This window comes from Chryseobacterium sp. 22532, assembly GCF_052044665.1.
Taxonomy (GTDB): Bacteria; Bacteroidota; Bacteroidia; order Flavobacteriales; family Weeksellaceae; genus Chryseobacterium; species Chryseobacterium lathyri.
In genome coordinates this window covers 354,607-380,141 of record NZ_JBQENJ010000001.1, presented here as the reverse complement: position 1 = coordinate 380,141, position 25,535 = coordinate 354,607, and the positions used below count along the sequence as shown (strand labels likewise).

22 protein-coding genes are annotated in these 25,535 nt (G+C 38.1%); 21 read left to right on the top strand and 1 reads right to left on the bottom strand.

Going from position 1 to position 25,535, the window contains the following annotated elements; all coding sequences use genetic code 11:
* The first annotated feature begins 122 nt into the window (after window positions 1–122).
* The 6 genes from ACTJIV_RS01895 (at window position 123) to ACTJIV_RS01870 (ending at window position 8,257) form a co-directional block, all read left to right on the top strand.
* A complete protein-coding gene (locus ACTJIV_RS01895; RefSeq protein ID WP_111954311.1) occupies window positions 123–1,520 on the top strand; it encodes a PSP1 domain-containing protein in 1,398 nt (465 codons plus the stop codon).
* On the top strand, window positions 1,513–1,977 hold the full coding sequence (locus ACTJIV_RS01890) for a gliding motility lipoprotein GldH (RefSeq protein WP_111954309.1): 465 nt from the start codon (window positions 1,513–1,515) through the stop codon (window positions 1,975–1,977). The genes ACTJIV_RS01895 and ACTJIV_RS01890 overlap by 8 nt, the downstream gene beginning before the upstream one ends.
* Window positions 1,978–1,983: 6 nt before the next feature.
* On the top strand, window positions 1,984–4,362 hold the full coding sequence (locus tag ACTJIV_RS01885) for a penicillin-binding protein 1A (RefSeq protein ID WP_440625267.1): 2,379 nt from the start codon (window positions 1,984–1,986) through the stop codon (window positions 4,360–4,362).
* A 75-nt stretch (window positions 4,363–4,437) separates the two neighbouring features.
* Window positions 4,438–5,979: a protein adenylyltransferase SelO gene (locus tag ACTJIV_RS01880; protein ID WP_440625265.1), complete on the top strand. Its 1,542-nt coding sequence runs from the start codon at window positions 4,438–4,440 to the stop codon at window positions 5,977–5,979.
* Window positions 5,980–6,086: 107 nt separating this feature from the next.
* A complete protein-coding gene (locus ACTJIV_RS01875) occupies window positions 6,087–6,905 on the top strand; it encodes a T9SS type A sorting domain-containing protein (protein ID WP_440625263.1) in 819 nt (272 codons plus the stop codon).
* Window positions 6,906–6,979: 74 nt separating this feature from the next.
* Entirely contained in the window at window positions 6,980–8,257 is a 1,278-nt protein-coding gene (locus ACTJIV_RS01870; RefSeq protein WP_440625261.1) for a DUF6080 domain-containing protein, read from the top strand.
* Window positions 8,258–8,303: 46 nt separating this feature from the next.
* Here ACTJIV_RS01870 and ACTJIV_RS01865 read toward each other — a convergent pair whose 3' ends face one another.
* Window positions 8,304–8,852: an SPOR domain-containing protein gene (locus tag ACTJIV_RS01865; RefSeq protein WP_111954299.1), complete on the bottom strand. Its 549-nt coding sequence runs from the start codon at window positions 8,850–8,852 to the stop codon at window positions 8,304–8,306.
* A gap of 182 nt (window positions 8,853–9,034) precedes the next feature.
* On the opposite strand from ACTJIV_RS01865, the gene ACTJIV_RS01860 reads away from it, so the two are divergent.
* The 15 genes from ACTJIV_RS01860 to ACTJIV_RS01790 all read left to right on the top strand — a co-directional run bounded on the left by ACTJIV_RS01860 (window position 9,035) and on the right by ACTJIV_RS01790 (window position 25,534).
* On the top strand, window positions 9,035–10,396 hold the full coding sequence (locus tag ACTJIV_RS01860; RefSeq protein WP_336377889.1) for a c-type cytochrome: 1,362 nt from the start codon (window positions 9,035–9,037) through the stop codon (window positions 10,394–10,396).
* Window positions 10,397–10,419: 23 nt separating this feature from the next.
* Window positions 10,420–13,485, top strand: coding sequence for a TAT-variant-translocated molybdopterin oxidoreductase (locus tag ACTJIV_RS01855; protein ID WP_440625258.1), 3,066 nt, complete (start codon window positions 10,420–10,422; stop codon window positions 13,483–13,485).
* 25 nt (window positions 13,486–13,510) lie between these two features.
* Window positions 13,511–14,908 carry an NrfD/PsrC family molybdoenzyme membrane anchor subunit gene (nrfD, locus tag ACTJIV_RS01850; protein WP_111954293.1) on the top strand — a complete coding sequence of 466 codons (1,398 nt, stop codon included), beginning with the start codon at window positions 13,511–13,513 and terminating at the stop codon, window positions 14,906–14,908.
* On the top strand, window positions 14,895–15,416 hold the full coding sequence (locus ACTJIV_RS01845) for a DUF3341 domain-containing protein (protein WP_184163928.1): 522 nt from the start codon (window positions 14,895–14,897) through the stop codon (window positions 15,414–15,416). Before nrfD ends, ACTJIV_RS01845 begins: the two co-directional genes overlap by 14 nt.
* Window positions 15,409–16,119 (top strand): c-type cytochrome, encoded by a 711-nt coding sequence (locus tag ACTJIV_RS01840; protein WP_111954289.1) that lies wholly within the window; start codon window positions 15,409–15,411, stop codon window positions 16,117–16,119. Before ACTJIV_RS01845 ends, ACTJIV_RS01840 begins: the two co-directional genes overlap by 8 nt.
* Window positions 16,120–16,127: 8 nt before the next feature.
* Window positions 16,128–17,459, top strand: a complete 1,332-nt coding sequence (locus tag ACTJIV_RS01835) for a quinol:cytochrome C oxidoreductase (protein WP_111954287.1) — start codon at window positions 16,128–16,130, stop codon at window positions 17,457–17,459.
* A 167-nt stretch (window positions 17,460–17,626) separates the two neighbouring features.
* Window positions 17,627–18,640 carry a hypothetical protein gene (locus tag ACTJIV_RS01830; RefSeq protein ID WP_440625254.1) on the top strand — a complete coding sequence of 338 codons (1,014 nt, stop codon included), beginning with the start codon at window positions 17,627–17,629 and terminating at the stop codon, window positions 18,638–18,640.
* Window positions 18,641–18,876: 236 nt separating this feature from the next.
* Entirely contained in the window at window positions 18,877–19,437 is a 561-nt protein-coding gene (locus ACTJIV_RS01825; RefSeq protein WP_111954283.1) for a Crp/Fnr family transcriptional regulator, read from the top strand.
* A 69-nt stretch (window positions 19,438–19,506) separates the two neighbouring features.
* Window positions 19,507–20,319, top strand: a complete 813-nt coding sequence (locus ACTJIV_RS01820; RefSeq protein WP_440625252.1) for an N-acyl homoserine lactonase family protein — start codon at window positions 19,507–19,509, stop codon at window positions 20,317–20,319.
* A gap of 249 nt (window positions 20,320–20,568) precedes the next feature.
* Entirely contained in the window at window positions 20,569–21,768 is a 1,200-nt protein-coding gene (locus ACTJIV_RS01815; RefSeq protein ID WP_111954279.1) for a hypothetical protein, read from the top strand.
* Window positions 21,769–21,771: 3 nt separating this feature from the next.
* Window positions 21,772–22,308, top strand: a complete 537-nt coding sequence (locus tag ACTJIV_RS01810; RefSeq protein ID WP_223558019.1) for an adenine phosphoribosyltransferase — start codon at window positions 21,772–21,774, stop codon at window positions 22,306–22,308.
* Window positions 22,309–22,325: 17 nt separating this feature from the next.
* Window positions 22,326–22,916 (top strand): Crp/Fnr family transcriptional regulator, encoded by a 591-nt coding sequence (locus ACTJIV_RS01805; RefSeq protein ID WP_111954275.1) that lies wholly within the window; start codon window positions 22,326–22,328, stop codon window positions 22,914–22,916.
* 93 nt (window positions 22,917–23,009) lie between these two features.
* Window positions 23,010–23,642: a LysE family translocator gene (locus tag ACTJIV_RS01800; RefSeq protein ID WP_336377894.1), complete on the top strand. Its 633-nt coding sequence runs from the start codon at window positions 23,010–23,012 to the stop codon at window positions 23,640–23,642.
* 32 nt (window positions 23,643–23,674) lie between these two features.
* The gene (locus ACTJIV_RS01795; protein WP_440625249.1) at window positions 23,675–24,739 is read left to right on the top strand and encodes an SMP-30/gluconolactonase/LRE family protein; all 1,065 of its coding nucleotides are present in this window, start codon (window positions 23,675–23,677) and stop codon (window positions 24,737–24,739) included.
* Between the two features lie 87 nt (window positions 24,740–24,826).
* A complete protein-coding gene (locus ACTJIV_RS01790) occupies window positions 24,827–25,534 on the top strand; it encodes a tetratricopeptide repeat protein (protein ID WP_440625247.1) in 708 nt (235 codons plus the stop codon).
* The last annotated feature ends 1 nt before the right edge of the window (window position 25,535 follow it).

Sequence of the window (25,535 nt, the reverse complement as noted above, 5' to 3'; positions counted from 1 at the left end):
TTTGAAGCAGTCTATATTTTTCACGTTTAAGGTTAAACAATCACGATATTGAATATTTAAGTATTTTAGAATTGCATAAAGATAAATTTACATAAATTTGCAAGATTATAAAAAATAGTTATATGAGTTGTGGATGCAAAACATCCGGCGATTCTGCCCATTCTTGCGGACCAAAAAAAACCGCGAATGGCTGTGAAAGTGTAAATACCTGTGGTAATAGTTATAAATTAAGTGTTTTCGACTGGCTTTCTAACATCAACAACCCCGCATCGAACAGGTGTGATCTTGTGGAAGTTAGATTTAAAAATGACAGAAAATCGTTTTATAAAAATGTAAATAATATTCCTTTACATATAGGTAGCGTAGTAACAGTAGAATCGAGTCCCGGACACGATGTAGGCGTTGTAAGCCTCACCGGAGAATTAGTAAAGATTCAGATGAAAAAGAAAAAATTTCCTGAAGAATCTATACTTAAAATATACAGACAGGCTAACCAGAAAGACCTTGAGGTTTGGCAGGAAGCCAGAAAAAAAGAAGACAGTGTAAAGATTGAGGCGAGAAAAATCGCTCATAGAATAGGTCTTGAAATGAAAGTCACGGATGTTGAATATCAGGGAGATTCTTCCAAGATCACATTCTATTATACCGCTGACAACCGAGTGGATTTCAGACAGTTGATCAAAGAGTACGCCGGTGCTTTCAGAACCAAGATCGACATGAAACAGATCGGGTTCAGACAGGAAGCTGCAAAAGTTGGAGGTATAGGTTCATGTGGAAGGGAGCTTTGCTGCTCGACCTGGCTTACGGATTTCAGATCTGTGAACACAAATGTCGCCAGATATCAGCAGCTGAGCATTAATCCCCAAAAGCTTGCAGGACAATGCGGTAAGCTGAAATGCTGCCTGAATTATGAACTGGACAGCTACCTTGATGCATTAAGCCACTTCCCTTCTTCTTCAACTACCCTGGATACGGAAAAAGGAAGAGCATTCTGCATTAAAATAGATGTTTTCAAAAAGAAAATGTGGTTTGCTTACGTAGACAGTTCTATGGCATGGTATGATTTTGATATCGACCTTGTTAAGAAATTAATCGCTAAAAATAAAAGAGGCGAAAAAATCCTTCCTTTAGAAGACCTTAAGCAGCCTGACAGCCCAATTCAGACCATCGACCTGATCCAGGAAAACAACATGGACAGGTTCGAAAAGAAGAACAGAGGCAACAACAGGAACAGAAACCAGAACAGACCCAACAACGGGCAAAACCAGGGAGGACAGCAGGGGCAAGGCCAGGGACCAAAGAAAAGAACGGAGAGATCCGAGAGACCTGACAGAGCAGAAAATCCTAATGCTAATGCCGGAAATCAGCCAAGACAACAACAAAAGCAGCAGCCTAAACCGCAGCCAAAAGCACAAACGGAAAAAACGGATGTTTCTTCCGACCCTGAAAAAAAACAGCAGAACCCGAACAAGAAAAATTTTAAAAAGAAATACCCTCCAAAAAAAGATAAAAATGCGTAAAATTTTAGGATTATTACCTCTTATCCTTTTCTTTAGCTGCAATTCCTCTTCAGGAGAAAATGTGATAATGAATTCCGTTAATAACAAATGGAATAAGAAAAGTGAGCAAAAATTTAATCTTGAAGTTTCAGATCCGCAGAATCCTAAAAATATTATATTTGTTGTAAGAAATAACAACAGTTACCCTTACAGCAATATAAGATTTATTGTCAATTTCACCAATCTCCAGAACAAAAATAAGGAAACAGATACCCTGAACTATGTACTGGCAAAACCAAACGGAGAATGGCTTGGTACAGGTTTTGGTGATACGAAGGAGGCATTATTTCAGTATAAAATGAACTATAAATTTCCGGGAAAAGGAAAATATGAAATCAGCCTGATCCAGGCGATGAGAAATGACAACCTTCCGGGAATTGAAGACGTTGGAGTAAAAGTAGAAACGGCTAAACCGTAACCATAAATGGAAGACAACAGACAAAATGCAGGAAACAAGGGAAAAACCTTCCCCCTTCCTCCCAAAAAAAAGAAAGATACCTCTTGGAAAAGATGGGTTAGATTCATTTGGATTGGACTCATTGCGGTAGTTTTAGGTATTTCAGGACTTTTCTTTGCTGTTTCCCAGGGATTTCTTGGAGAAATGCCAGATGTAAAGGAACTTGAAAACCCTGATATCTATGTCGCTTCTGAAATCATTTCATCAGACGGTATTTTACTGGGGAAGTTTGAAAAGGAAAAAACACAGCCAATTACCTACAAACAGCTTCCTCCCTATCTTATCTATGCATTACAGGCAAAGGAAGATGAGCGTTTCAAAGAACACTCGGGAATTGATTTAAAATCTATTCTAAGAGCTGTCAGATATGGAGGAGACAGAGGTGGGGGTTCTACAATCACGCAGCAGCTTGCTAAACTACTATTTACCAAAGAGCCATCTAAAAACCCTATCAAAAGGGTTATACAGAAACTAAAGGAATGGTCCGTTGCAGTAAGCTTGGAAAAACGATATACTAAGGAAGAAATTATCACATTATATTTCAACAAGTTCGACTTTACATACAATGCGAACGGTATTGAAATGGCTTCCAAAATTTATTTTAATAAAACAACTTCCCAACTTACTCTTCCGGAGGCAGCAGTTTTCGTAGCCATGTTAGAAGCGCCTATCGCTAATAACCCTATGAGAAATCCTGAACGAGCAAAACGAAGAAGAGATGTTGTTTTACAGCAAATGTTTGAAACGGGTTATATAGACCAGGCAACCTATGATAAGGCAACTAATACGCCTGTTGAGGTAGATTATCATCCGATCAAAAACATCAATGATGACTATTCTGCTTACTATAAATTCTATTTAAGAAAGGAAATCGACAAGTATCTTGAAGGTTATGAGAAAGAAACCGGAAAGAAGCTTAATCTTTACAAAGACGGTTTAAAAATATATGTAACTCTTGATTCAAAAATGCAGAAATATGCAGAAGAATCCATCAAGGAGCATTTAACAGACCTTCAAAAAAGATTTGATGCTGAACAAAGAGGCAGAAAAAACAGACCGTTCTACTATTTAACGGATAAGCAGGTAACCAGCGTAATGACTCAGGCGATGAAAAGAACCGGTCGTTACAAACAACTGAAGGCCGCCGGAGTTTCTGAAGATTCTATCTTACTGGAATTCCATAAGCCAATAAAAACTTCCCGCTTTACGTGGGCTGGTGAAGAAGAAGTTGAAATGTCACCTTGGGACTCCATCAGATACCACAAGCAGATTGCACAGGCAGGCTTAATGTCTATGGTTCCGGGAAGTGGAGAGATCAAAGCATGGGTAGGAGGCATAGACTGGCAGCATTTCCAGTATGACCACATCAAGCAGGGTAAAAGACAGGTGGGATCTACATTCAAGCCTTTCGTATATGCTACAGCAATCATGAAACTTGGTATGACGCCATGCTCTACGGTTTCCAACGGTACTTATGACCATAAAGGATGGCATGTTCCGGGAAGAGGAGGAATGCTTACTTTAAAAGATGCCCTGGCTCACTCTCAAAACCCGGTAGCTGCTCGTCTTATTGAAATGACGGGTGTAGATGCCGTTATTCAGACAGCAAGAGACCTGGGAGTTACAGAAGACATCCCTAGAAACAATACTATTGCTTTAGGTTCATCAGATATTACCATTTATGAAATGCTTGGTGCCTACAGTACTTTCGCCAACTACGGAAACTACAATAAGCCGGAAATGATCTGGAGAATTGAAGATGCCAACGGAAGAGTGATCAAAGAAGTAAATGTAGAACCGAAAGAAGTAATGAACCCAATGTACGCCTATACCATGATCGAGCTGATGAAGGGTGTTGCGCAATACGGTACCGCTTCAGGAGAATTAGGAAGAAGAGGAATCTCAAAAGGCGTGGAAATCGCTGCTAAAACAGGTACTACACAGAACAACTCTGACGGTTGGTTCATGGGAATTACTCCTAAGCTGGCAACAGGAGCTTGGGTAGGTTGGGAAGACAGAGCAACCCACTTCTTCGGAACTGGTGAAGGCCAGGGTGCGAAAATGGCATTACCAATATGGGCCATTTTCATGAAGAAGGTATGGGCAGACAAATCTCTGGGAATTAGTCCTGACGATAAGTTCACCAGACCATCAGACTGGAAAGACGGATGTTCGAATTTAAAAGGCCTGGGTGAAGGATATGGAGATGACGGTGGACTTCAGACCATCGATGAGATCAAAAATCCAAGACCGGTAGAGCCAACACCTAGAAACAATCCGGAAAAGAAAGAAGAAAATATCAATGACAATCTTCACTCCACCGATGAGGTAGATTTCAATAAATAAATTCTCTTTTAGAAATACACAAGACCTTTCAATAATCTGAAAGGTCTTTTCTTTTATAATTAATATCTTTGATCTATGAATATTGAACAGATCAAACAGCCTTTTACCGATATATTTCCAGGAGATCTTTCCGGCAACCCGATGCAGAGAAACACCCCTAAAGTTTTATTTGCAACCGTAAAGCCGGCCGGTTTTGATGAGCCAGAGCTAATTGCCTTTAATGAAGTTTTATCCGAAGAGATCGGACTAGGACAATATGAAGAAAAAGACCTGGATTTTCTCGTAGGAAATAACCTTCCTGAAAATGTAAAAACGTATGCTACCGCTTATGCCGGGCATCAGTTCGGAAACTGGGCAGGACAGCTGGGAGACGGAAGAGCGATACTGGCCGGAGAAATCATCAATAAAGATGGGAAGAAAACAGAAATTCAATGGAAAGGTGCCGGGGCAACACCATACTCAAGGCATGCAGACGGAAGAGCGGTGCTGAGGTCTTCAGTACGTGAATACCTGATGAGCGAAGCTATGTACCACCTGGGAGTTCCTACAACCAGAGCCTTAAGCCTTGCTTTTACCGGTGAAGATGTGGTAAGGGACATGATGTATAACGGAAATCCTCAGCTGGAAAAAGGGGCAGTTGTAATCAGAACTGCAGAAAGCTTTCTCCGTTTCGGGCATTTTGAACTACTTTCTGCACAAAAGGAATACAATACCCTGCAGGATCTGGCAGATTTTACGATTGAAAATTATTATCCGGAAATCACAACAGACGGAATTCAGAAATACAAAGACTTTTTTGAAAAAATATGCACCAGGACAGCAGACCTTATGACTGAATGGTTCAGGGTCGGGTTTGTTCATGGCGTGATGAATACTGATAATATGTCTGTTTTAGGCCTGACCATAGATTACGGACCCTATTCGATGATGGATGAATATGATCTGAACTTTACCCCGAATACAACTGACCTTCCGGGAAGAAGATACGCCTTTGGAAAACAGGGTCAGATATCGCAGTGGAATCTCTGGCAGCTGGCAAATGCCCTTCATCCACTCATTAAAGACGAAAAGTTTTTAGAAGACACTTTAAACCGGTATGGAACCTATTTCTGGGAAGCTCATGACAAAATGCTATGCAAAAAATTTGGATTCGATGAATTGAGGGAGAGTGATGAAGAATTTTTCACCAACTGGCAGGGGTTGATGCAAGAACTTCACCTAGATTATACGCTGTTTTTTAATCAGCTGGAAAAATTGAGTCCCAATAATGATATTAAATCTCTTTTTGAAAATATTTCCTACTCTGTTTTGAATGACGAGAAAATAAAAAAGCTGGAAGATTTTATAAGGAAATATGAGGCAAGATTATCATCCAACACGATTTCAAAAGAAGAATCATTATCACTTATGCAACAGTCAAACCCAAAATTTACACTGAGAAATTATCTTCTTTATCAGTGCATCGAAGAGATAGGTACCGGAAAAACAGAAATGCTGGGAAAACTGACTCGTGCTCTGGAAAATCCTTATCAAGAATTGTATCCCGAATTTTCCGTAAAAAGGCCTGCAGCTTATGATGACACCACCGGATGTTCTACACTTTCCTGCAGTTCTTGACGAATAAATTACAACCTTTATTTGTTTTTACTGAATTATTTACATTATATTGTTAATTCCATTCATTTTTTTTATTACTTTTACTTAAAACTTTTAAATTAAATTGAATGAAAACAAAATTACTCTTCATTTTCTTAGTCTCTTCAATACTAGGAAATGCACAAATTCTAACAGAGACTTTTCAAGGAACGACATTTCCTCCTACCGGATGGACAACAGGTACAAATGTAGCAACAAGACCTTGGGGCTTTACGACAGTTATATTTAATGCCTCAGGTCAGACCACATTCAATATCACAGGTGGGAAATCTGCAGGAATCGGATGGATTGCGCAAAGCCAGGATGCTCATTTAACAAGCCCTCCTTTCAGTTTAGTAGGAGCAACAAGCCCTGTTCTGAAGTTCAATGCCAAGATAGGATATGAATACATGGTTGATCCTTATCCTAATGGGGATCTAAAAGTTGAGGTGTCAACAGATGGAGGAACTACATGGAACCAGGTATGGGTAGAAGAAAATTATGGACTTTATATTGATTATGAAACGTTAGCCGTTACTGTCAGTTTAACACCATATATAGGGCAGGCAAATGTTAAATTCAGGTTCCGCTATGTAGCAAACGATGCAGACAGCCTTTCAATAGATGATGTACAGGTTTTAGCAAACGGTACCTTATCTACTCAGGAAGCCAGCACTACAGTTAAAGTAATAGCTGCAGACATCTACCCTAACCCAACTAACGGAGAAATCAATATCAGAACCAGCAAAAAAATCAAATCCACTACTGTTTTTGATATGACGGGTAAATCCCTTCTTCAGAATGACTCTGAAAAAACTGACATTTCTTCACTTCCAAAAGGAACCTACTTAGTCAAAGTTAATTTTGCCGACGGCAGTACCTCTACAACGAAAGTGATTAAGCAATAATGATATGATCATAATCTTTAAAGCTCACCGGATATGGTGAGCTTTTTTATTTTATTTTTGCAAAAAACTGACACGTGTCTTTTACTAAAACAAAACTCATCAACCTATTAAAACAGGTCTTCCCATCTTCTTACACAGAATTAGCAGTATTTATGTTCTTCCTGCTCTGTTACGGAATACTGGGCACCTATATTGCTCTTCATTACAGGATCATTTTTGACAGCAGAATTCCCTGGGATGCCTACTTCAGCTTTGACAACAAAGCGATTGTAATGACCGGCGGAAGCTTTGAGAGACATCCTTTGGCCTACTATTTTTTCAATTGGGTCCGGGAGTTTTCTCTTTTTGTTTCTGGTGGAAAAATGAATGCAACATTCAGACTAACCCTGGCATGGCTTAGCAATATAGCCATAAGCTTATGCATCGTTCAGATTTTTAAGTACCTAAATAATATCATCAGACTTCCATTAAAGATTACCTTATTGCTTGTTTTGTTTTTTGGATTTTTTTCTACGAGTATTATTCTTTCTTTTACTCCGGAAAACTTCACCTATACCTTGCTGTTGCTATGTATTTATAATTATTATGCGGCCGTAAAACTCAGAAAAGAAGAAAAGATACCAGGATCCGCCTTAACGCTTGCCGGAATTACCATTGGAGGTATTACCATCACCAATCTGGCTAAAGTTTTTATTCCCGTTTTATTTGAAAAGGATGTTTTCAGAAGCTGGAAAAAATTTGGAAACGCAGTTTTCCGTGTTGCACTTGCCACGGTGTGCTTTGCATTCCTTTACTTGCTCAGAATAGATTTTAAATATGAAAATATCTTCTCCAAAACCAACCAGCAGTATGAAAAGTTCTCCAATGTAGAATCCATTCCGGACTGGGACATGATGCTTTCTTATTTTTTCGGGGGCAGTATTCTGTTTCCCAGTTTTATGACAACGGATAAGCATAATATGAAAGGATTTAATTTCAAAGGCCTTTTAATGGAGCCCTATTCATCCTTTTTCTGTTATGCTTTTATCATAATATTGCTCGCCCTTATTTTATGGAGTTATTTTAAAAATTTTAAGAATAAACTGGTACAGATTATTGCCATTTCATTCATGCTTGACATTCTGATTCACTGCATTATGCGATTCGGACTCCATACTTCTTATATCTACGCAGGGCATTTTATTTTTGTCTATCCGCTGCTTTTGGGATGGCTTTTTTACGCTTACAGAACGAAACCAAAAGTTTTATCATTTTTAGTGTTGACACTGGTTATTCTATTTGCTTTTTTACTGACTAATAACCTGTTCAGAATGTCTGATTTCTTCCAGTTTTTAGATACTTATTACCAATAAAAAAAGCCGGGAAAATTCCCAGCTTTAGTTTGTTATCTCATCTCCGTTATCTTGCTTCAGAACAGAAAATTCTGTATTGTACAGCGATGGCCGATTTGAAGTATTCTCTTATTTTTGACAGGTCTGAAGCTGCGCTTTGTTTCGTAAAATAACTCCCTGCCAGAATTTTATAATTCGGTCTTAAAGAAGCATCCGTTTCCACTTTCAGGTTCGGGAATCTTTTTCTAAAATAAGATTTTACTTCATTTGCCTCTTCGTTGCTTTTCACCGTTGTGATCTGGATTTTAAATCCTAGAATCCTTGGATTCTTACGACAAATTTCCGCATTGCTCAGTTCTCTGCTCGGAACATAGATTTTTGGAGGCCTTGGACTCGTTACAATTCCACTGTCTGTATTATTTTCCCTCACCGAAGGACCACCTGCAGTCCTTGAACATTTGTCTTCAATTCCCCCCAAAGCAGTGCTTACTTTGGAATCCATAGTCATAATCAGCTCTGTTCCGGCAAGAGTGTCTTTCTGAACAACCTGTTGGGCTTCAACACTATAAAACCCAAATAAAGATAATATTGAAAATATTTTGATTAAATTTCTCATTTAAACTTGTTTCTGCAAATCTATTAAAATTAAAAAATTATACCAAACAACACTATTTAGAATCAATACAAATTAAACGTAAATGATATTTTCCCTTTTCCATATACCGTTAAATTCCTGTTAAAAATATTATTTTTGCCGAATTGATTGGTTCAATATTTTACTAACATAAGATAATTTAAATGATTAGTTGGAGAAAGCATTATAAACAAACGTTGATCGCGATAGGCTTATTGCTATCAACCAGTGCTTCAATTTACGGGCAAGACGGCGATCCTAAAAACGGCGAAAAACTTTTCAAAGCGAATTGTACGGCATGTCACGCGCTGGATAAACAAGTAATAGGACCTCCTTTAAAAGGGGTTGTAGAGCGAGTAAAGACAGAAGGTGGTGTAGACAAAGATTGGCTTCACAAGTGGATCAAAGACAACAAAGCTCTTAGAGCTTCTGGGGATAAATACGCCAATGAGATTTTTGAAAAGTACAACAAAACCGAAATGTTACAGTTTCCAAATCTTACAGATAAGGATATTGACGACATTTTAGCGTTTACAACTAATCCTCCGGCTCCCGAGCCAGCAAAAACTGACGCCAAAGCGACTGCAACAGACGGAGCAGCTGCAGCACCGGCAGACAAAACAACCACAAGCGTTGTTATTATTTCGCTTATTGCAATAGCAGGTTTATTAGTTTGGATCTTAATTAAACTGAGACAATTGGTTAAATTAGGTCAATCTGAAGACTTAGCCGGGCTTAACGAAACAAGAGTTAAATCTTTCAGCGAAATCTACGAGAAATACCACTACATCGGTAAAGCAGTACTGGGTATCCTTGCCCTTCTGGCCGCTTATGGAGTTTGGAACTGGATCATGTGGATCGGGGTTTACAAAGGATATAAGCCGGAACAGCCTATCTACTTCTCTCACAAAATTCACGCAGGAGAACAGAAAATTGACTGTCAGTTGTGTCACTCCAGTGCCAAATACGGAAAAGTATCTGAAATTCCTTCCATGAACGTGTGTATGAACTGTCACAGAACAATTTCTGAGTATAATGCAGATCACTACATGGAGCCAGGAAAAGATAAAGCATTCTACGACGGTGAGATCCAGAAGATCTATGCAGCTACAGGTTGGGATCCTGCAAAACAGCAGTACACTGGAAAAACACAGCCAGTTGAATGGACTAGAATTCACAACATGCCAGACTTCGTGTACTTCAACCACTCTCAGCACGTAGTAGCGGGTGAACAGGCGATCATCAATTCTTTCAACAAAAAGAATCCAAACAACAAAATTGATGTTGTATGTAAAGCTTGTCACGGAAAAATTGATACAATGAATGTTGTTCAGATGGCTAATGACTTCACGATGGGATGGTGTATCGAGTGCCACAGAACTACTGAGGTTGATATGAACAACGGTTATAATAAAGAATACTTCAAGAATCTACATGACAAGTTGAAAAAACAATATCCTCAGGATGGCGGTAAGATCACTGTAGATGCAATTGGAGGTCTTGAGTGTGGTAAATGTCATTATTAATAACTAAAAAATTAGAAGTATAAATGGCTTCAAACAAAATACAATTTAGAAGTATTCATGAACTTAAAGATCCGGCTTTGAACAATAAGCTGGCTCAGAAAGAGTTTCAGGAAGAAATTCCGGTAGAAGATTTCCTTGGAGATGCTGAACAGAACGGATCCAGTACTTCAAGAAGAGATTTCTTAAAAATATTAGGATTCTCTACAGCAGCCGTAACATTGGCTGCCTGTGAAGCTCCGGTGATCAAAACGATTCCTTACGTGGTAAAACCACACGATATTATTCCGGGGGTTCCGAATTATTACGCTTCAACTTATTTTGACGGATTCGACTTCGCCAGCGTTTTAGTAAAGACCCGTGAAGGAAGACCTATCAAAATAGATCCGAACCCGGCAGCAGGAGATTTAGGAAAAACCAACGCAAGAGCTCAGGCAAGTGTACTTTCTCTTTATGATAATGATAAAGTAAAACAGCCTAAACTGGACGGTAAAGATGAAACTTTCGATAAAGTAGACAGTTTTATCCTTAAAGGTCTGGCAGATGCCAATGCAGCAGGTAAAAAGATTGTGCTTTTGTCACACTCTTTCCCTTCTCCTACTTTCAAAAAGTTATTTGCTGAGTTCAAAGCTAAATATCCGACTGCTGAACTTGTAACGTATGATGCTTATCCTCACGCTGCGGCTTTAGATGCAGCTCAGGAGGTATTCGGACAGAGAGCATTACCGGTTTATGACCTTAAAGGTTCAGAATTGGTTGTTTCTTTCCAGGCAGATTTCTTAGGAGATTATAACGCTTCAAGCTTAGAAACTTCTTACGCAGCAGCAAGAAAGCCGGGACCAAACATGTTGAGACACATTCAGGTGGAATCCAATATGTCATTGACTGGTGCTAATGCAGATGAAAGAGTTAGATTAAAGCCAAGCCTTGTCAATAAAACTTTAGTAGAAGTTTACAACGCAATCGTAGGTGGTGGTACTTCTGATAAGACTGCTTCTGAAATTGCAAAAGAACTTCAAGCAAAAGGCAGCAAAGCTGTTGTTTTTGCCGACGGTTCTAAAGGAGCACAGGTTTTAGCACACTTAATCAACCAAAAATTAGGTTCAGTAGCTTTCACAGGTAAAGCTAACTTCCTTAAAGAATTTGATAAAGCAAGATACCAGGAATTCTTAGGATGGATAAATGCAGGTCAGGTTGGCGTATTGATCGCAAACAATGTAGACCCTATCTACTCTCATCCAAAAGGAGAAGATTTCAAAAAATCCTTAGCTAAAGTTGCTTGTGTAGTAGCTGTAGCTGATAAGAAAAATGAAATGTACAAAGCAGCGAAAGCTGTAATTCCTGTAGCTAACTGGTTAGAGTCTTGGGGTGATATTGAACCTCAGACAGGAGTATATTCATTAATGCAGCCAACCATCCAGAAAATCTACAAATCAAGACAGATTGAAGAATCTTTACTGGTTTGGAAAAACGGGAAGAACAATGCTGCCAATAATTATTATGACTATCTGAAAGCCAGTTCTGCCTCTATCTTAGGAGCTACTTCTTTCAATAAAGCCCTATATAACGGTATCACGACTTCAAATAATGCAACTGCATTATCTTACGCCGGAGGAAATGCTGCCCAGGCTATTGCTGAAATAGGAAACTTCAAAGCTTCCGAATTAGAATTAGTATTATACACCAAGCCTTCAATGGGTGACGGTACTCAGGCTAACAACCCTTGGCTTCAGGAATTACCGGATCCTATCACAAGAATGTCTTGGGATAACTATTTAACAATTTCTCCTAAAGATGCAGAAAAATTCGCGATTGAAAACGACCTTAATGCAAGAATGCAGCTGGACGGTTCTATCGTAAACCTTACTGTAAACGGAGTAACAATAAAAGATGTTCCTGTATTCATTCAACCGGGACAGGCAGAGGGATCTGTAGGTCTTGCGCTTGGATACGGTAAAAAAGACTCAGGAACAACTGCTGATACTGGGGTAAACGCTTATCCATTATTTGACGGTTCTAACTTAACTGTTTCAGGAGTTAAGATCGAAAAAACAGGAGAAGACCACGAATTCGCAGGTATTCAGCTTCAGAATACATTAATGGGACGTTACGAAATCGCTAAGGAAGTTCCTTTGGCAGAATTCTTAAACGTAGCATTTGATGATGAGCACAAAGGATGGAACAAGCCTTTAGAATATCACACCATCAGTGGAGCTCTTCCGGCAAGAAAGATTGACCTTTGGGATGCTTTCGATGATACGGACGGACCTCACTTCAACCTATCAATCGACTTAAACTCTTGTACGGGTTGTGGAGCATGTATCATTGCTTGTCAAGCAGAAAACAACGTTCCTGTAGTAGGTAAAGAAGAGATCAGAATGTCCAGAGATATGTATTGGTTAAGAATTGACCGTTACTATTCTTCAAGACAGAAAGTAGAAGTATACGAAGGATTGAAAGAAGGAATGGCAGTACCAGAATTGTATGGTACGGCATTCGGAGACGGAGGTGCACTCAACCACCCTGCTGACAACCCAGATGTAATCTTCCAGCCGGTAATGTGTCAGCACTGTAACCATGCTCCTTGTGAAACTGTATGTCCGGTAGCGGCTACTTCACACGGTAAGCAAGGTCAGAACCATATGGCTTATAACAGATGTATCGGTACAAGATATTGTGCTAACAACTGTCCTTATAAAGTAAGACGTTTCAACTGGTTTACGTATAACCTGAATGACAAGTTCGATTTCAACATGAACAACGATCTTGGAAGAATGGTACTTAACCCGGATGTAGTGGTAAGAACAAGAGGGGTAATGGAGAAATGTTCAATGTGTATCCAGGAAACTCAAGCTACAATCTTAGCTGCTAAGAGAGAAAACAGAAAAGTAACAGACAACGAATTCAAAAATTCTTGTGCTTGTGCTGCTGCTTGTTCTACCGGAGCAATGACGTTTGGAGACATGAATGACAAAGAATCTGAAGTGAGAGAATTATACTCCAGCAACAGAAGATATTATTTACTTGAAGAGATCGGCACAAAACCAAACGTGTTCTATCACACTAAAGTAAGAAACAGAGTAGAAAAATAAAGTTTAAATAATAAATAGGTAAAAAATGTCAGGACATTACGAAGCTCCGATAAGGGAACCTCTAATTATTGGTCACAAAACTTATCACGATATCACAGAAGATATTGCACGACCTATCGAAGAAAGAGCAGGTAAACTATGGTGGATTTCACTATATGCAGCCTTAGTTCTATTCATCTACGGATTTGGCTGTATCGCTTATACTATCGGAACAGGTATTGGAGCATGGGGGCTTAACAGAACTATTAACTGGGGTTGGGATATTACCAACTTCGTATGGTGGGTAGGTATCGGTCACGCCGGAACCCTAATCTCCGCAGTATTATTATTATTTAGACAGCGTTGGAGAATGTCTGTAAACAGATCTGCAGAGGCAATGACGATCTTTGCGGTTGTACAGGCAGCCATCTTCCCTGTAATCCACATGGGTAGAGTTTGGGTAGGATACTGGGTATTCCCATTACCTAACCAGTTTGGTTCTCTTTGGGGGAACTTCAACTCTCCTCTACTTTGGGACGTATTTGCAATCTCCACGTATTTCTCAGTATCAACTGTATTCTGGTTCATGGGACTAATCCCTGACTTTGCAATGATCAGAGATAGAGCAAAAACTCCTTGGACTAGAAAAATTTATACATTCCTGGCTTTCGGTTGGGGCGGTAAAGCAAAACACTGGCAGAGATTCGAAGAACTTTCTTTGGTTCTTGCAGGTTTGGCAACTCCACTTGTATTCTCGGTACACACCACGGTATCTTTTGACTTCGCAACTTCGGTTATTAAAGGATGGCACTCTACGATCTACCCTCCTTACTTCGTTGCCGGTGCAATCTTCTCAGGATTCGCAATGGTACAGACCCTGTTGCTGGTTGCCAGAAAAGTATGTCACCTTGAAGAATACATCACAATGTATCATATTGAAATTATGAACATTGTAATTATCCTTACAGGGGGTATGGTAACGGTAGCTTATGCTACTGAATACTTCATCGGATGGTACTCAGGATCCAGATTTGAAGATTTTACTTATCTTTCTCCTGGTGCTGCTGTTGGACCTTACTGGTGGGCTTTCTGGGCATTGATTACTTGTAACTTGATCATTCCTGCTTCATTCTGGTTCAAGAGACTGAGAACGAACATTATCTGGACTTTCATCGTTGCATTGATCATCAATATTGGTATGTGGTTCGAGCGTTTCGATATCATCGTTATCAACCTTTCTAGAGATTATTTACCAGGATCTTGGACTATGTTTAAGCCAACGATCATTGATGTGGGTGTATATTTAGGAACAATCGGATTCTTCTCTGTATTATTCTTACTATACGCAAGAACGTTCCCTGTAATTGCACAGGCTGAATTAAAATCGATTCTGAAAATTTCAGGTGAAACTTATAAAGCAAAAGAAGGAGATGAGCACCACTAAAATTGTATACGGACTTTATGCTGACGACGACGATTTGATGAACGGCGTTAAAGCATTCAACGATAAAGGGATTGCGATAAACGAAGTTTATACTCCATTCCCGGTTCACGGACTTGATAAAGCTTTAGGGTTAAAGAAAACCAGAATTTCTGATGCTGCTTTCTTCTATGCTCTTTACGGTGTTACCATCGGTGCTACTGTAACATGGTATGTGATGAATCATGACTGGCCTCAAAATATTGGTGGTAAACCTGCTTTTGACTGGGCACACAACATGCCTGCATTTGTGGTTCCAATGTTTGAATTAATGGTATTCTGTGCAGCTCACATGATGTCTCTAACATTCCTTGTTAGAAACAAAATGTATCCGGGAGCTCCGGCTCAGAATCCTGATCCAAGAACTACTGATGATAAATTCATGATGGAATTTGTAACTGATGACGTAGAGTCTGTAAAACAGTTGCTTATTGAAACCGGGGTTGAAGAAATAACTGTTAAAGATGCTTAAAATGAAAAAGAATGTATTAAAAATTACAGCTGTTTTAGGTTTAACAACGGTTTTACTTAATTCTTGCGGACCAAAAGAAAATACTCCATTGGTATATTTTCCTGATATGTACTTTCCGGTAGCTTACGATCCATTGATGAAAGCTCAGGATGCTTATTCAGATCATGAAAATGAAATCCCTGCATTTGTAAAAAATAATGGCGCAACAGGTCTTTCTCCTGTAGAAGGAAGTGTTGCTCAAAATAAAGACGGGATTTTTGAAGAAAGTCTTCTGCCTAAAAATGCAGATGAGTATAATGCAGGTTATGACGCTTCCAAAACAATGACAACATCACCTCTTAATCCAGCTAATGCAGCTAAAGACATTGAAAGAGGAAAAATGCTGTTTGATCATACTTGTGCAGCCTGCCACGGAACTGGTGGAGATGGGCAAGGTCCAATTGTACAAAGCGGAGCTTTCTCTGGTGTACCTAACTATGCTGACAGAGAAATTACTGTAGGATCTGTTCATTATGTATTAACTAACGGTAGAAATGCAATGGGATCTTATGCTGGCCAGCTTAACCCTGGTGACAGATGGAGAGTGGCAATGTATGTGATGAGTGCCTTCAAAAAAGGAGCAGCAGCACCTGCAGCAGCTACAACGGCTACAGCTACACCAGCGGCCGCAACAACAGAGACTACTACCGCAACTAAAAAATAAGAAAAGAAATGTATAGTTTTTCACCAAAATTAAAATCAACTTCTATAATCCTTCTTGTTGTAGGTTTAGTTCTATTTGCTATCGGTTTCTTTATGAATAAAGGAATGACTACTGAGAAAATAGAGCACATGATGGAAGCGGTTCATTCTGCTGGTCATACTGCCCCTACACACTCAAGTGAAATGGTAGGACCTCAGGACCATGCGTCTCATTTAGAGCATGCAGAGCTTCAGGTTCACAACCAGCCTCTTGCATCGCTGCATTTTGTAGCTGTCTTTTTCTTTGGAGTTAGTTGTGCTGTATTGTTTTTCTACTGTATTCAGCATGCTGCACATGCAGGTTGGCCTATTATTATTACAAGAGTAATGGAAGCTATTGCTTCTTATATCCCATATGGTGGTGCCATTCTGGTTATTATGATGATATTGAATATCACTCACAATGGCCATTTATTCCACTGGATGGATCCCGAATTGACAGATCCTAATTCTGCACATTTCGATGTGATCCTTTTCGAAAAGAAAAGATTCTTAAACATTCCTTTCTATGCTATCAGAACGATCATTTATGTAGTAGGTGCTTCTTTCTTTGCATGGAAACTTAAAGCTCAGTCTAAGAAAGTAGATGAAACTAAATCTAAAGTAGATTATCAGATGCTTTACAGATGGGCAGTAGGATATATTGCATTCTTCGGATTTGCTTCTGCAGCTTGGGCTTGGGACTGGTTAATGTCTATTGATCCTCACTGGTATTCTACAATGTATATCTGGTATTCAATGGTTAGCTGCCTTTCAAGTGGAATCGCTGTGATTATCCTTCTAAGTGTTTACCTGAAGAAAAACGGATTCTTACCTCAGTTCAATGACAATCACTTACACGATTTAGGAGTATTCCTTTTCGCTACAAGTATGCTTTGGACATATACATGGTTTGCTCAGTTTATGCTTTACTGGTATGCGAACGTTCCGGAAGAAGTTAACTACTTCTTTGGAAGATTCCAGCACTATGGACCCACGTTCTTACCAATGTTGATCATCAACTTCTTATTACCTTTATTGGTATTAGTAAGCAGCAGTATCAAGAGAAACTACAAAGTAGTAACAACTATGGCTGTAGTGGTTATTTTAGGTCACCTTTTAGATTACTTCAATATGGTAATGCCTGGAACGGTAGGACCTTACTGGAAAAATCCTGAAGTATTCCTATTAATAGCAGGAGCTGTTCTATTTGTAGCAGGATTATTTATGTTTACTGTACTATCAGCTTTATCTAAATTAAAGTTAATTCCTACAGGAAACCCATTCTTACATGAATCTGAAATTTATGAGTATCCTTTCTAAGGACTTGTAACAGAAATAAAATAAAAAAGACTGATTATAATGATCAGTCTTTTTTTATGCACACAAGTGAATATTTTAAGCTGTTCAGGCAACCATTTTGAATTTTTGGGGGTCTTCATAATAAAGATCAATGAATTATTTCAGTAAACCATAAACAAATTATCACTATGAAAAGACGTTATCACCTCTTCGCCCTGTTCATTTTTTTATTTAGCCTTATTCAGGCGCAATCCATAACGTTCGTTTCCGAACAGACGAACAAACCTCTGCCTAAAGTTTCAGTCTTCGGAAAAGACGGAAGCATTCTTGCTTTTTCTGATATTGACGGTAAAATTGATAAACAGGCAATATCGCCTGCTCAGGAAAAGTTTCAATTGGTTTATAATAATTTTCCCGTCGCCCTTCTCACTTTTTCGGAACTCAATCAGGATGTTATTAAAATCAATGATCAGGTTAAGGAAATAGAAACTGTGGTCATCAAGAACACGAAGCCTGCAAAATATATTATGATCAAAGGAAATTTTAATGCCTATGTAACGGTGAACAATAAACTTAACAGCTATACAGATGGAATTGTCACTTATATTTTTGACAATAAAACAAAAAAACTGAAAAGTACAAATGTTGAGCAGTATAGAGTCTTCAGATTACAAGCCAAAAATGAGAAGAAAGAAACTTCAACATGGGATTACGGCAATTCCTTACAGCTTCCGAAACTCAAAAATGTCGGAAATCCCGAAGAATACAAAACCAAAAGAAATACCATCAAAGAATTAAAAGGTGACCGCAGGGATCAGATCGAGGTAACAGGTGCTGCTCTCCAGGAAAAAGAGTTTTCTCTATTTGGGTTCAGGTTTTTTGATATCAGAACAATCCTCAATATGTCTTTCGAAAAAGGATCAGAAAAAAGCTTGAAAGATTTCCTTGAATACAATGAAGTGGCTTTTGTAAAACTTAAGCATAAAAGTGAACCTGATTATAACCAGATCATTCTCTACAATAATTTTTATCCATCAGAACTTAATTTCAGTAACGATGATGATATAGAAAAAGTGAAATTTGATAAAGAAAACAGTAACTATAAAACCCAATACTGGCAGGAGCCTTCTTTTCCAAATATGCAGACTATCTTTAGCTCTTTTTTCAAAGATGATTTGAAAGAACAGCAGAATAAGAAATAGGGAAATCAAAAAATAAAGAGCATGATACACAAAAGATGGTTTTCATCAAGCAGTTCAGTAAAAGTGCTGGTTAAGCAAAAAAAATCATCTAGTGTGTACTTTTGTTTTTGTAATTTAGTAAACCCTCACTGTTTTACTTACGGTAGTAAATAATTGAAAGTTCTGGCTTTTCATTCCGCTACTCCGCAAACTGCTGGGACTTTAATGAAATTTTACAACCATTATACCTTACAAACATGAACATTGTAGATTTTTTTGAATCAAAGAACTTATTGAATGACATAGAGGCAAAAGAATTGGCAAAATGTATACGTAGAAAAAAAATTCCTAAGAAAGAATTAATTCTGAGTATTGAAAATACTTCCAAGCAGCTTTATTTTATTGAACAGGGCATAGCACGAGTATTTTATAATAAAAAAGAAAAAGACGTAACTTTATACTTCTTGCAGGAAAATATGATAGGGCTTCCCATTGAGAGTATTTTTTATCATAATATCTGTAAGTTCGGAATTGAGGCTTTATCGGAAACAAAGGTTGCGATGATTGACTATGAACAGTGGATCAATATTATCAGCAATAATGCACCCATGCAGGAATTCATTTATCGCGGAATGATTGACTATATCAAAAAATCAAATGACCGGATTTACAACCTTAAATTTCAAACGCCAAAAGAAAGATATGAAACTTTCCTACTCGAAATGCCCGATAATCTTTCAGATGTACCATTGGGAAATATCGCCTCTTACCTGGGAATGACGCAAGAGACATTAAGTAGATTGAGAAATAAAAAATAACCCGCTTTTGATTTCAATCAAAAATCTTATACAAAAGTCATTATAAATTTACCCAAAAATAAACTCATAATGATCAAGGTACACCTATTACATTGCGGGCAGGTAAGAGTAGACAGCTCACTCCCTTTTCACGAAAACAGCATTAATCCTTTAGCCTATACCGGATTATTTAGAAGCAAAAAGCATCAGGTCTGGCTTCCTGTTTCAGTTTACTTAATAGAACACCCAAAGGGTCTTGTCCTGATAGATACGGGATGGCACTCTGATGTTAGAAACCATCAAAAAGAGCATCTCGGATTTCTGCAATATTCTGTAAGCAGAGCCTTATTACCGGATGGTGATGCTATAAATGAGCAATTAGAAAAATTAGGGTATAAAACCTCCGATATTGATTATTTAGTACTGAGCCATATGCACGCTGACCATGTAAGCGGCATAAAACTGGTAAAAGACGCTAAAAAGATTCTGGTAAGTGATTTAGAATGGAAAGAAACCCAAGACAGATCAATGCGATACGTGAAAAGTATGTGGGAGGATGTTGATTTTGAATTATTTAACTTTAACAAGACAGGAATAGGGCCGGAAGGGTTGTCTTACGATTTGTTTGATGACGGGACAGTAATATTTGTTTCTACACCAGGTCACACAATGGGACTTGCCTCGACTATAATAAAAAATAAAGAAAATTTTGTACTCTTAGCCAGTGATGTTGGGTATGCAAAAAAATCATGGGAACAAATGATTTTACCCGGTGTCCAGGTAAATAAGCATAAAGTGGTAAGCTCATTAAAGTGGATTAAAAGTGAAAGTGAAAAACCAACTTGTATAGAAGCCATTGCCAATCATGATCCAGGCATGAAACCTCATGTTATAGAGCTATAGAAATTCCAAAAAATATTTTTTCAAAAAACAAGAGTCATTGATGATTGAAAGTTCTCATTATCATTCAATTTAATGCTGCCCAATAATAACTTAAACCACATAAAGTCAGTTCCGAATGATCTGGGTATTTCACCATTCCCTTATTAAAAACTTTAATGATTAATTACTTTTGTTCCCCAAAAACACAAAACAAAAATAAAAACTCACTATTAATAAAGGTTTTATTAAATTTGCAATAAACAAAATAAAATGAAAAAGTTTTCTTTTCTACTTGTTCTCAGTCTGTTGCTATTTACGGCATGCAAGAAGGATCATGTAGATGCTACGAATACTAAAACGCTGCAGTCAAGTATCAATGACATGACTTCCAGTCTTTCAACCATTAAACAAATCAAGTTCAATGAAGCGCTTTATATCCTAAAGACGTTTGGTGTAGAGGCAGAAGGTGATGTAGAAGAACTTAAAGCTCTTGGAAAGCTTATCGACGGAAAAAAAGTCCCTGAAATTCTTGCGTTGGCCGATGAAGTTGCACAGAAAAACGGAATTGAATGGGCCAGCACATCCCCACCTTCTCTTGGAGAAATGAATATCTTTGGGGACGATAAAGCCAAAGAAACCGATGCGAATGATGTAAAAGCAAGCTCACTTAGCATTATCACCAGACCAACCGGCGATGACGGATCCGGAGCACCAACGGCCATTCAGATCGTACCTAGACTTGTAGATGGTTCAGGAAACCCTGTTTCATTTACCGGAGCCGGACTCGAAGCTACTTTGGAAGTATTCAGTAATGGAGTAAAACTTTCTACCGCGAAAAACCTGATGCAGGATAATAATTTTAAAGGATTCAATCTAAAATTCTCTTCAATTCCTGCAGCTAAAGTGGTAGACAATAAAATAGATATTACCGTTTCAGTAAAAACCACAGCTAAGACATTCAAAATGTCTAAGATTGGACTCGATGTCAATGCATCTGCCTTAAAAGTTCCCGCTGTGCCTAAAACGGACTCAACTTCTGTAACACAGGATCCTAATGCTGTAATCGACCCAAACAATCCCACAGCTACACCTACAACACCTACAGATCCAAATGCTACTACTACAACCCCAGCTGCTCCTAAACAGCCGGCAGCAGATCCAAAAAGTACAGTAAGCAAATTCTTAAACAGTGTAAGCTCACAAAACCTTAAGGCAGCCTATGAAACGTCAAGCAACCCTAGCTGGGGAAGCTATGAATCGTTCTCCAACCCTACTTCAGGTTTCGGATCAGTGAAAAACGTAAGTGTTAAAAACATTACCACCAATGGTACTACGGCCAACGGAGCAAGTGTAAATGCAACATACGATGTTACAGACAAGAACGGGAAAACCACTTCTTTAAAGGTAACTTTCGGACTTAAAAATGTAAATGGAGACTGGAAAATTTCCAGCTATAAAATAAACCCATAATTAATGGCTTCACAAGAACTGATTAAAAAACTGGAAGAAACTATTGAAAATGTTCCTGATTTTCCTATCCCGGGAATTCAGTTCAAGGATATTTCACCTATTTTCCTGAATCCAAAGCTATATGAAGAAGTCATTGCAGACCTTGTCGCTTTCAGCAAAGGAAAAATAGATGCCGTATGCGGAATAGAAAGCAGGGGTTATCTCTTCGGAATTGCCATTGCAGTAGCACTGGAAGTTCCTTTTATCCTGATCAGAAAAGCAGGAAAACTCCCGCCACCCATTATTTCGGAAAATTATGACCTAGAATATGGAAGTGCTATCATCGAAACCCGTGAAGGGCAGATAAAGCCGGGACAAAGAATTCTTATCCATGACGATTTATTGGCTACAGGAGGAACTACAGAAGCTGCAGCAAAACTCGTGGAAAAACAAGGGGCAACTGTTTCCCAATTCAGTTTCCTTATTGGTCTGAAAGGTTTGAACGGGGATGAAAAACTGAAAAAGTTCAATGCCGAGATCTATCATATTTTAGAATTCTAAATGAGAATCAGGAAAATATGAGTTCAATCAAAATTTCCGATGCACAAGAACTGAGGGCGCATTTTGAAGAACTCATTCATTTAACTGATGAAGAATTTGCGTCCATACTTTCTTACTTCACTGTAAAAAAATTAAAAAAACATCAGTTTCTTATACAGACCGGCGATCATGTACATCATTCCTACTGGGTAAAAAAAGGGTTACTGAAAGCAACCTTTATAGATGAGAAAGAAAAAGAGCATATCATTCAGTTTGCAATGGAAAACTGGTGGATCACCGATTATCAGGCTTACTTTACCCAAACACAGGCTATTGTAAATGTTGACTGCCTGGAAGACTCCGAATTATATTGCCTGTCCTACGAAAACCGGGAAAAGCTTTGTTCTGAACTGCAGAAAGTAGAATATTTTTTCAGGAAAAAAGCGAATAGCGGATTTGTTGCCTTACAAAAAAGGATGCTTTCCTTTCTGTCAAATAATATAAAAGAACGCTACGAAATTCTTCTTTCACAGTACCCGGATCTTTTTCAACGGGTATCAAAAACCATAATTGCTTCTTATCTGGGAGTTTCAAGAGAATCTTTAAGCCGTTTAAATTCCAGATTGTGAGATACATCACAAAATAATTGTGATTTTGCTCCTTTTACCTGCAATGCTATAAACTGATCTTTGTATTCAATTTTAATACAATTTAGTTTATACATGTTACCGATTACTCAACTTATTTATTTTTCATTGTCTGTTATAGTGCTGATCATTATTCCAGGCCCGACAATGCTGTATCTGATTTCCCGCTCCTTACTGCAAGGGCAAAAAGCAGGAATGATTTCTCTGCTTGGAATTGTTACAGGTGATCTTTTTTACATCCTGTTATCCTCATTCGGACTTTCAGCCGCACTTTTTACATTTCCTTTATTGTTTCATATACTAAAGCTATCCGGTGCCCTATACTTGATTTATCTTGCTTATCAGGCCGTACGAGTCCCTTCTTTTGACAGCACAAAATCACACAAAGGTTTGATAAAAGATAAGCCGCAAAAATTATTTGCCATAGGTTTGCTAACCACCATTTCAAACCCTAAAGTGGCATTGTTTTTTGTTTCTGTATTTTCACAGTTCCTGGATCCGAAATCCGGAGACATAGGGCATCAGTTTTTACTTTTGGGCTCCATCTTTATTACAATCAGTCTTTTAATAAATTCTCTGATTATTTTCAGTGCCTCGAAATCAAAGATAAGGCTGAGTAAAAATCCAAAACTGATAAAGGTCCAGAACTGGGCCATTGCCGGTATTTTAATGGCATTAGCAATAAAAATGGCTTTTACAGGCATATAGTATTTTCAATTATTTACATAAATATCTTCTCCATGAAAAATATAATCCTTGTTTTTGTATTATTTATACATGCAGCAGTGGGCTGCCAGAAAAAAAAAATTAATCCCATTTCACCAAAAGTTCATATGAGTCTTTTTGCAGAAAGCAAAAACCAATGGACAGGAATTGCCATTTCAAAGAACAATCGTGTTTTTGTGAGTTTTCCAAGATGGTCTGCAGACACTCCCGTTTCAGTGGCAGAAATCATTAACGGAAAAACCATCCCGTTTCCGGATGCAGCATGGAACCGATGGAATGAAAATGCAGGCAGCAAAAATCAGTTTATCTGTGTCCAAAGTGTTTACATTGACGAACTTAACCAGCTGTGGATTTTAGACACGGGATATGACTTAAAGACAGATGTAACCCAAGGAGCCTTTTTATATTGTTTTGATTTACGAAATAATAATCTAAAAGTAAAATACACATTATCTGTTGAGAAGATCAGCCCAAAAGCTTATTTAAATGACTTCAGGATTGATAATCAAAATCACTCCGTTTATTTTACCGATTCGCAGGTTGGCGGAATTGTGATTTTGGATATGATAACTGCTGATGTAAGGCGAGTACTTTCCAATCACCATTCCACACTTGCAGAAGTAGATAAAATAGTAATAGAAGGATATGAAAGAAAACATCCGGTACATTCTGACGGAATTGCGATAGATCCTGATAAAAAACACCTTTATTACTGCGCACTTATGGGCAAAAACATATACAGAATACCGATATCATCGCTACTGAATAAAAATCTCCCCGATGGTTCACTTCAGGCAACAGTAGAAAAATATGCAGAAAGTACGGCCAATGATGGAATCATATTTGACAAAAAGGGAAATTTGTATCTAAGCAGTTTAGAGAAAAATGCCATCAGCAGAATTGATAAAAACAGAATTTTATCAGAAATCATCAGCGACCCGGAAATAAAATGGCCGGATTCTTTTGCCTTCGATAAGGCCGGAAATTTATATTTCACCATCTCACAGATCCATTTACCAAAAGAAAAAAGGACAAAATATAAAATCTTCAGATTGAAATTTTATAATAAAACAGAATAATTTTTCCGGGAATAACAATAATACTCACAAAGTATTTTGTAAATCATTCAGAAACAATTAAATTTGCATTTCAATTTTTAAAAATTTATGGCAAAATTGGGAAAGAATGCTCCAAATGAGCAAGAAGGTAAAGAAACGGTTGAGTTCTTCAAAGACCTTGACAGAGAAGCTTTAAACACTGAAAGATTCCTTGAGAAATACTCCAAGCAATTGGGCATTGTATTCGGGGTACTGGTTTTGGGTGTTTTAGGATTTTTTGCTTACAAACAGTTTGTAGTGGCTCCTAAGAATGTTGAAGCTGTAAAAAGTTTCCTCGCTGCTCAGAAAAAACAGACGGAAGGTAAAGATAAAGAAGCTTTAGGCGGAAAATCTGCAGCTAATCCAGGTTTTATAGGAACATATAACGAATATTCGAACACGAAGGTTGGTGAACTTTCTGCTTATAATGCGGGTTTATTAAAATTCAAAGAAGGAAAATTCCAGGAAGCTTACGATCTTTTAGATAAATTTTCATCTGACAACAAAACATTAATGGCATTGAAATTCGGTGCTATGGCAGATGCAAAATCAGGTCTTAACAAAAACGATGAAGCTCTTTCCTTATTAGACAAAGCGTCAACTGCTTCTGATGATCCTTATACCACTTACTATTTCACAAGAAAAGCAGGTATTGTAGCATTAGGATTAAAGAAAAATGCAGAAGCTAAAAAATATTTCTCTGCAATTGATGAGAGATACCAGGACTATGATAACGGAATGTCTGACTCTTATATTGAAATGACTAAATACTTTTAAA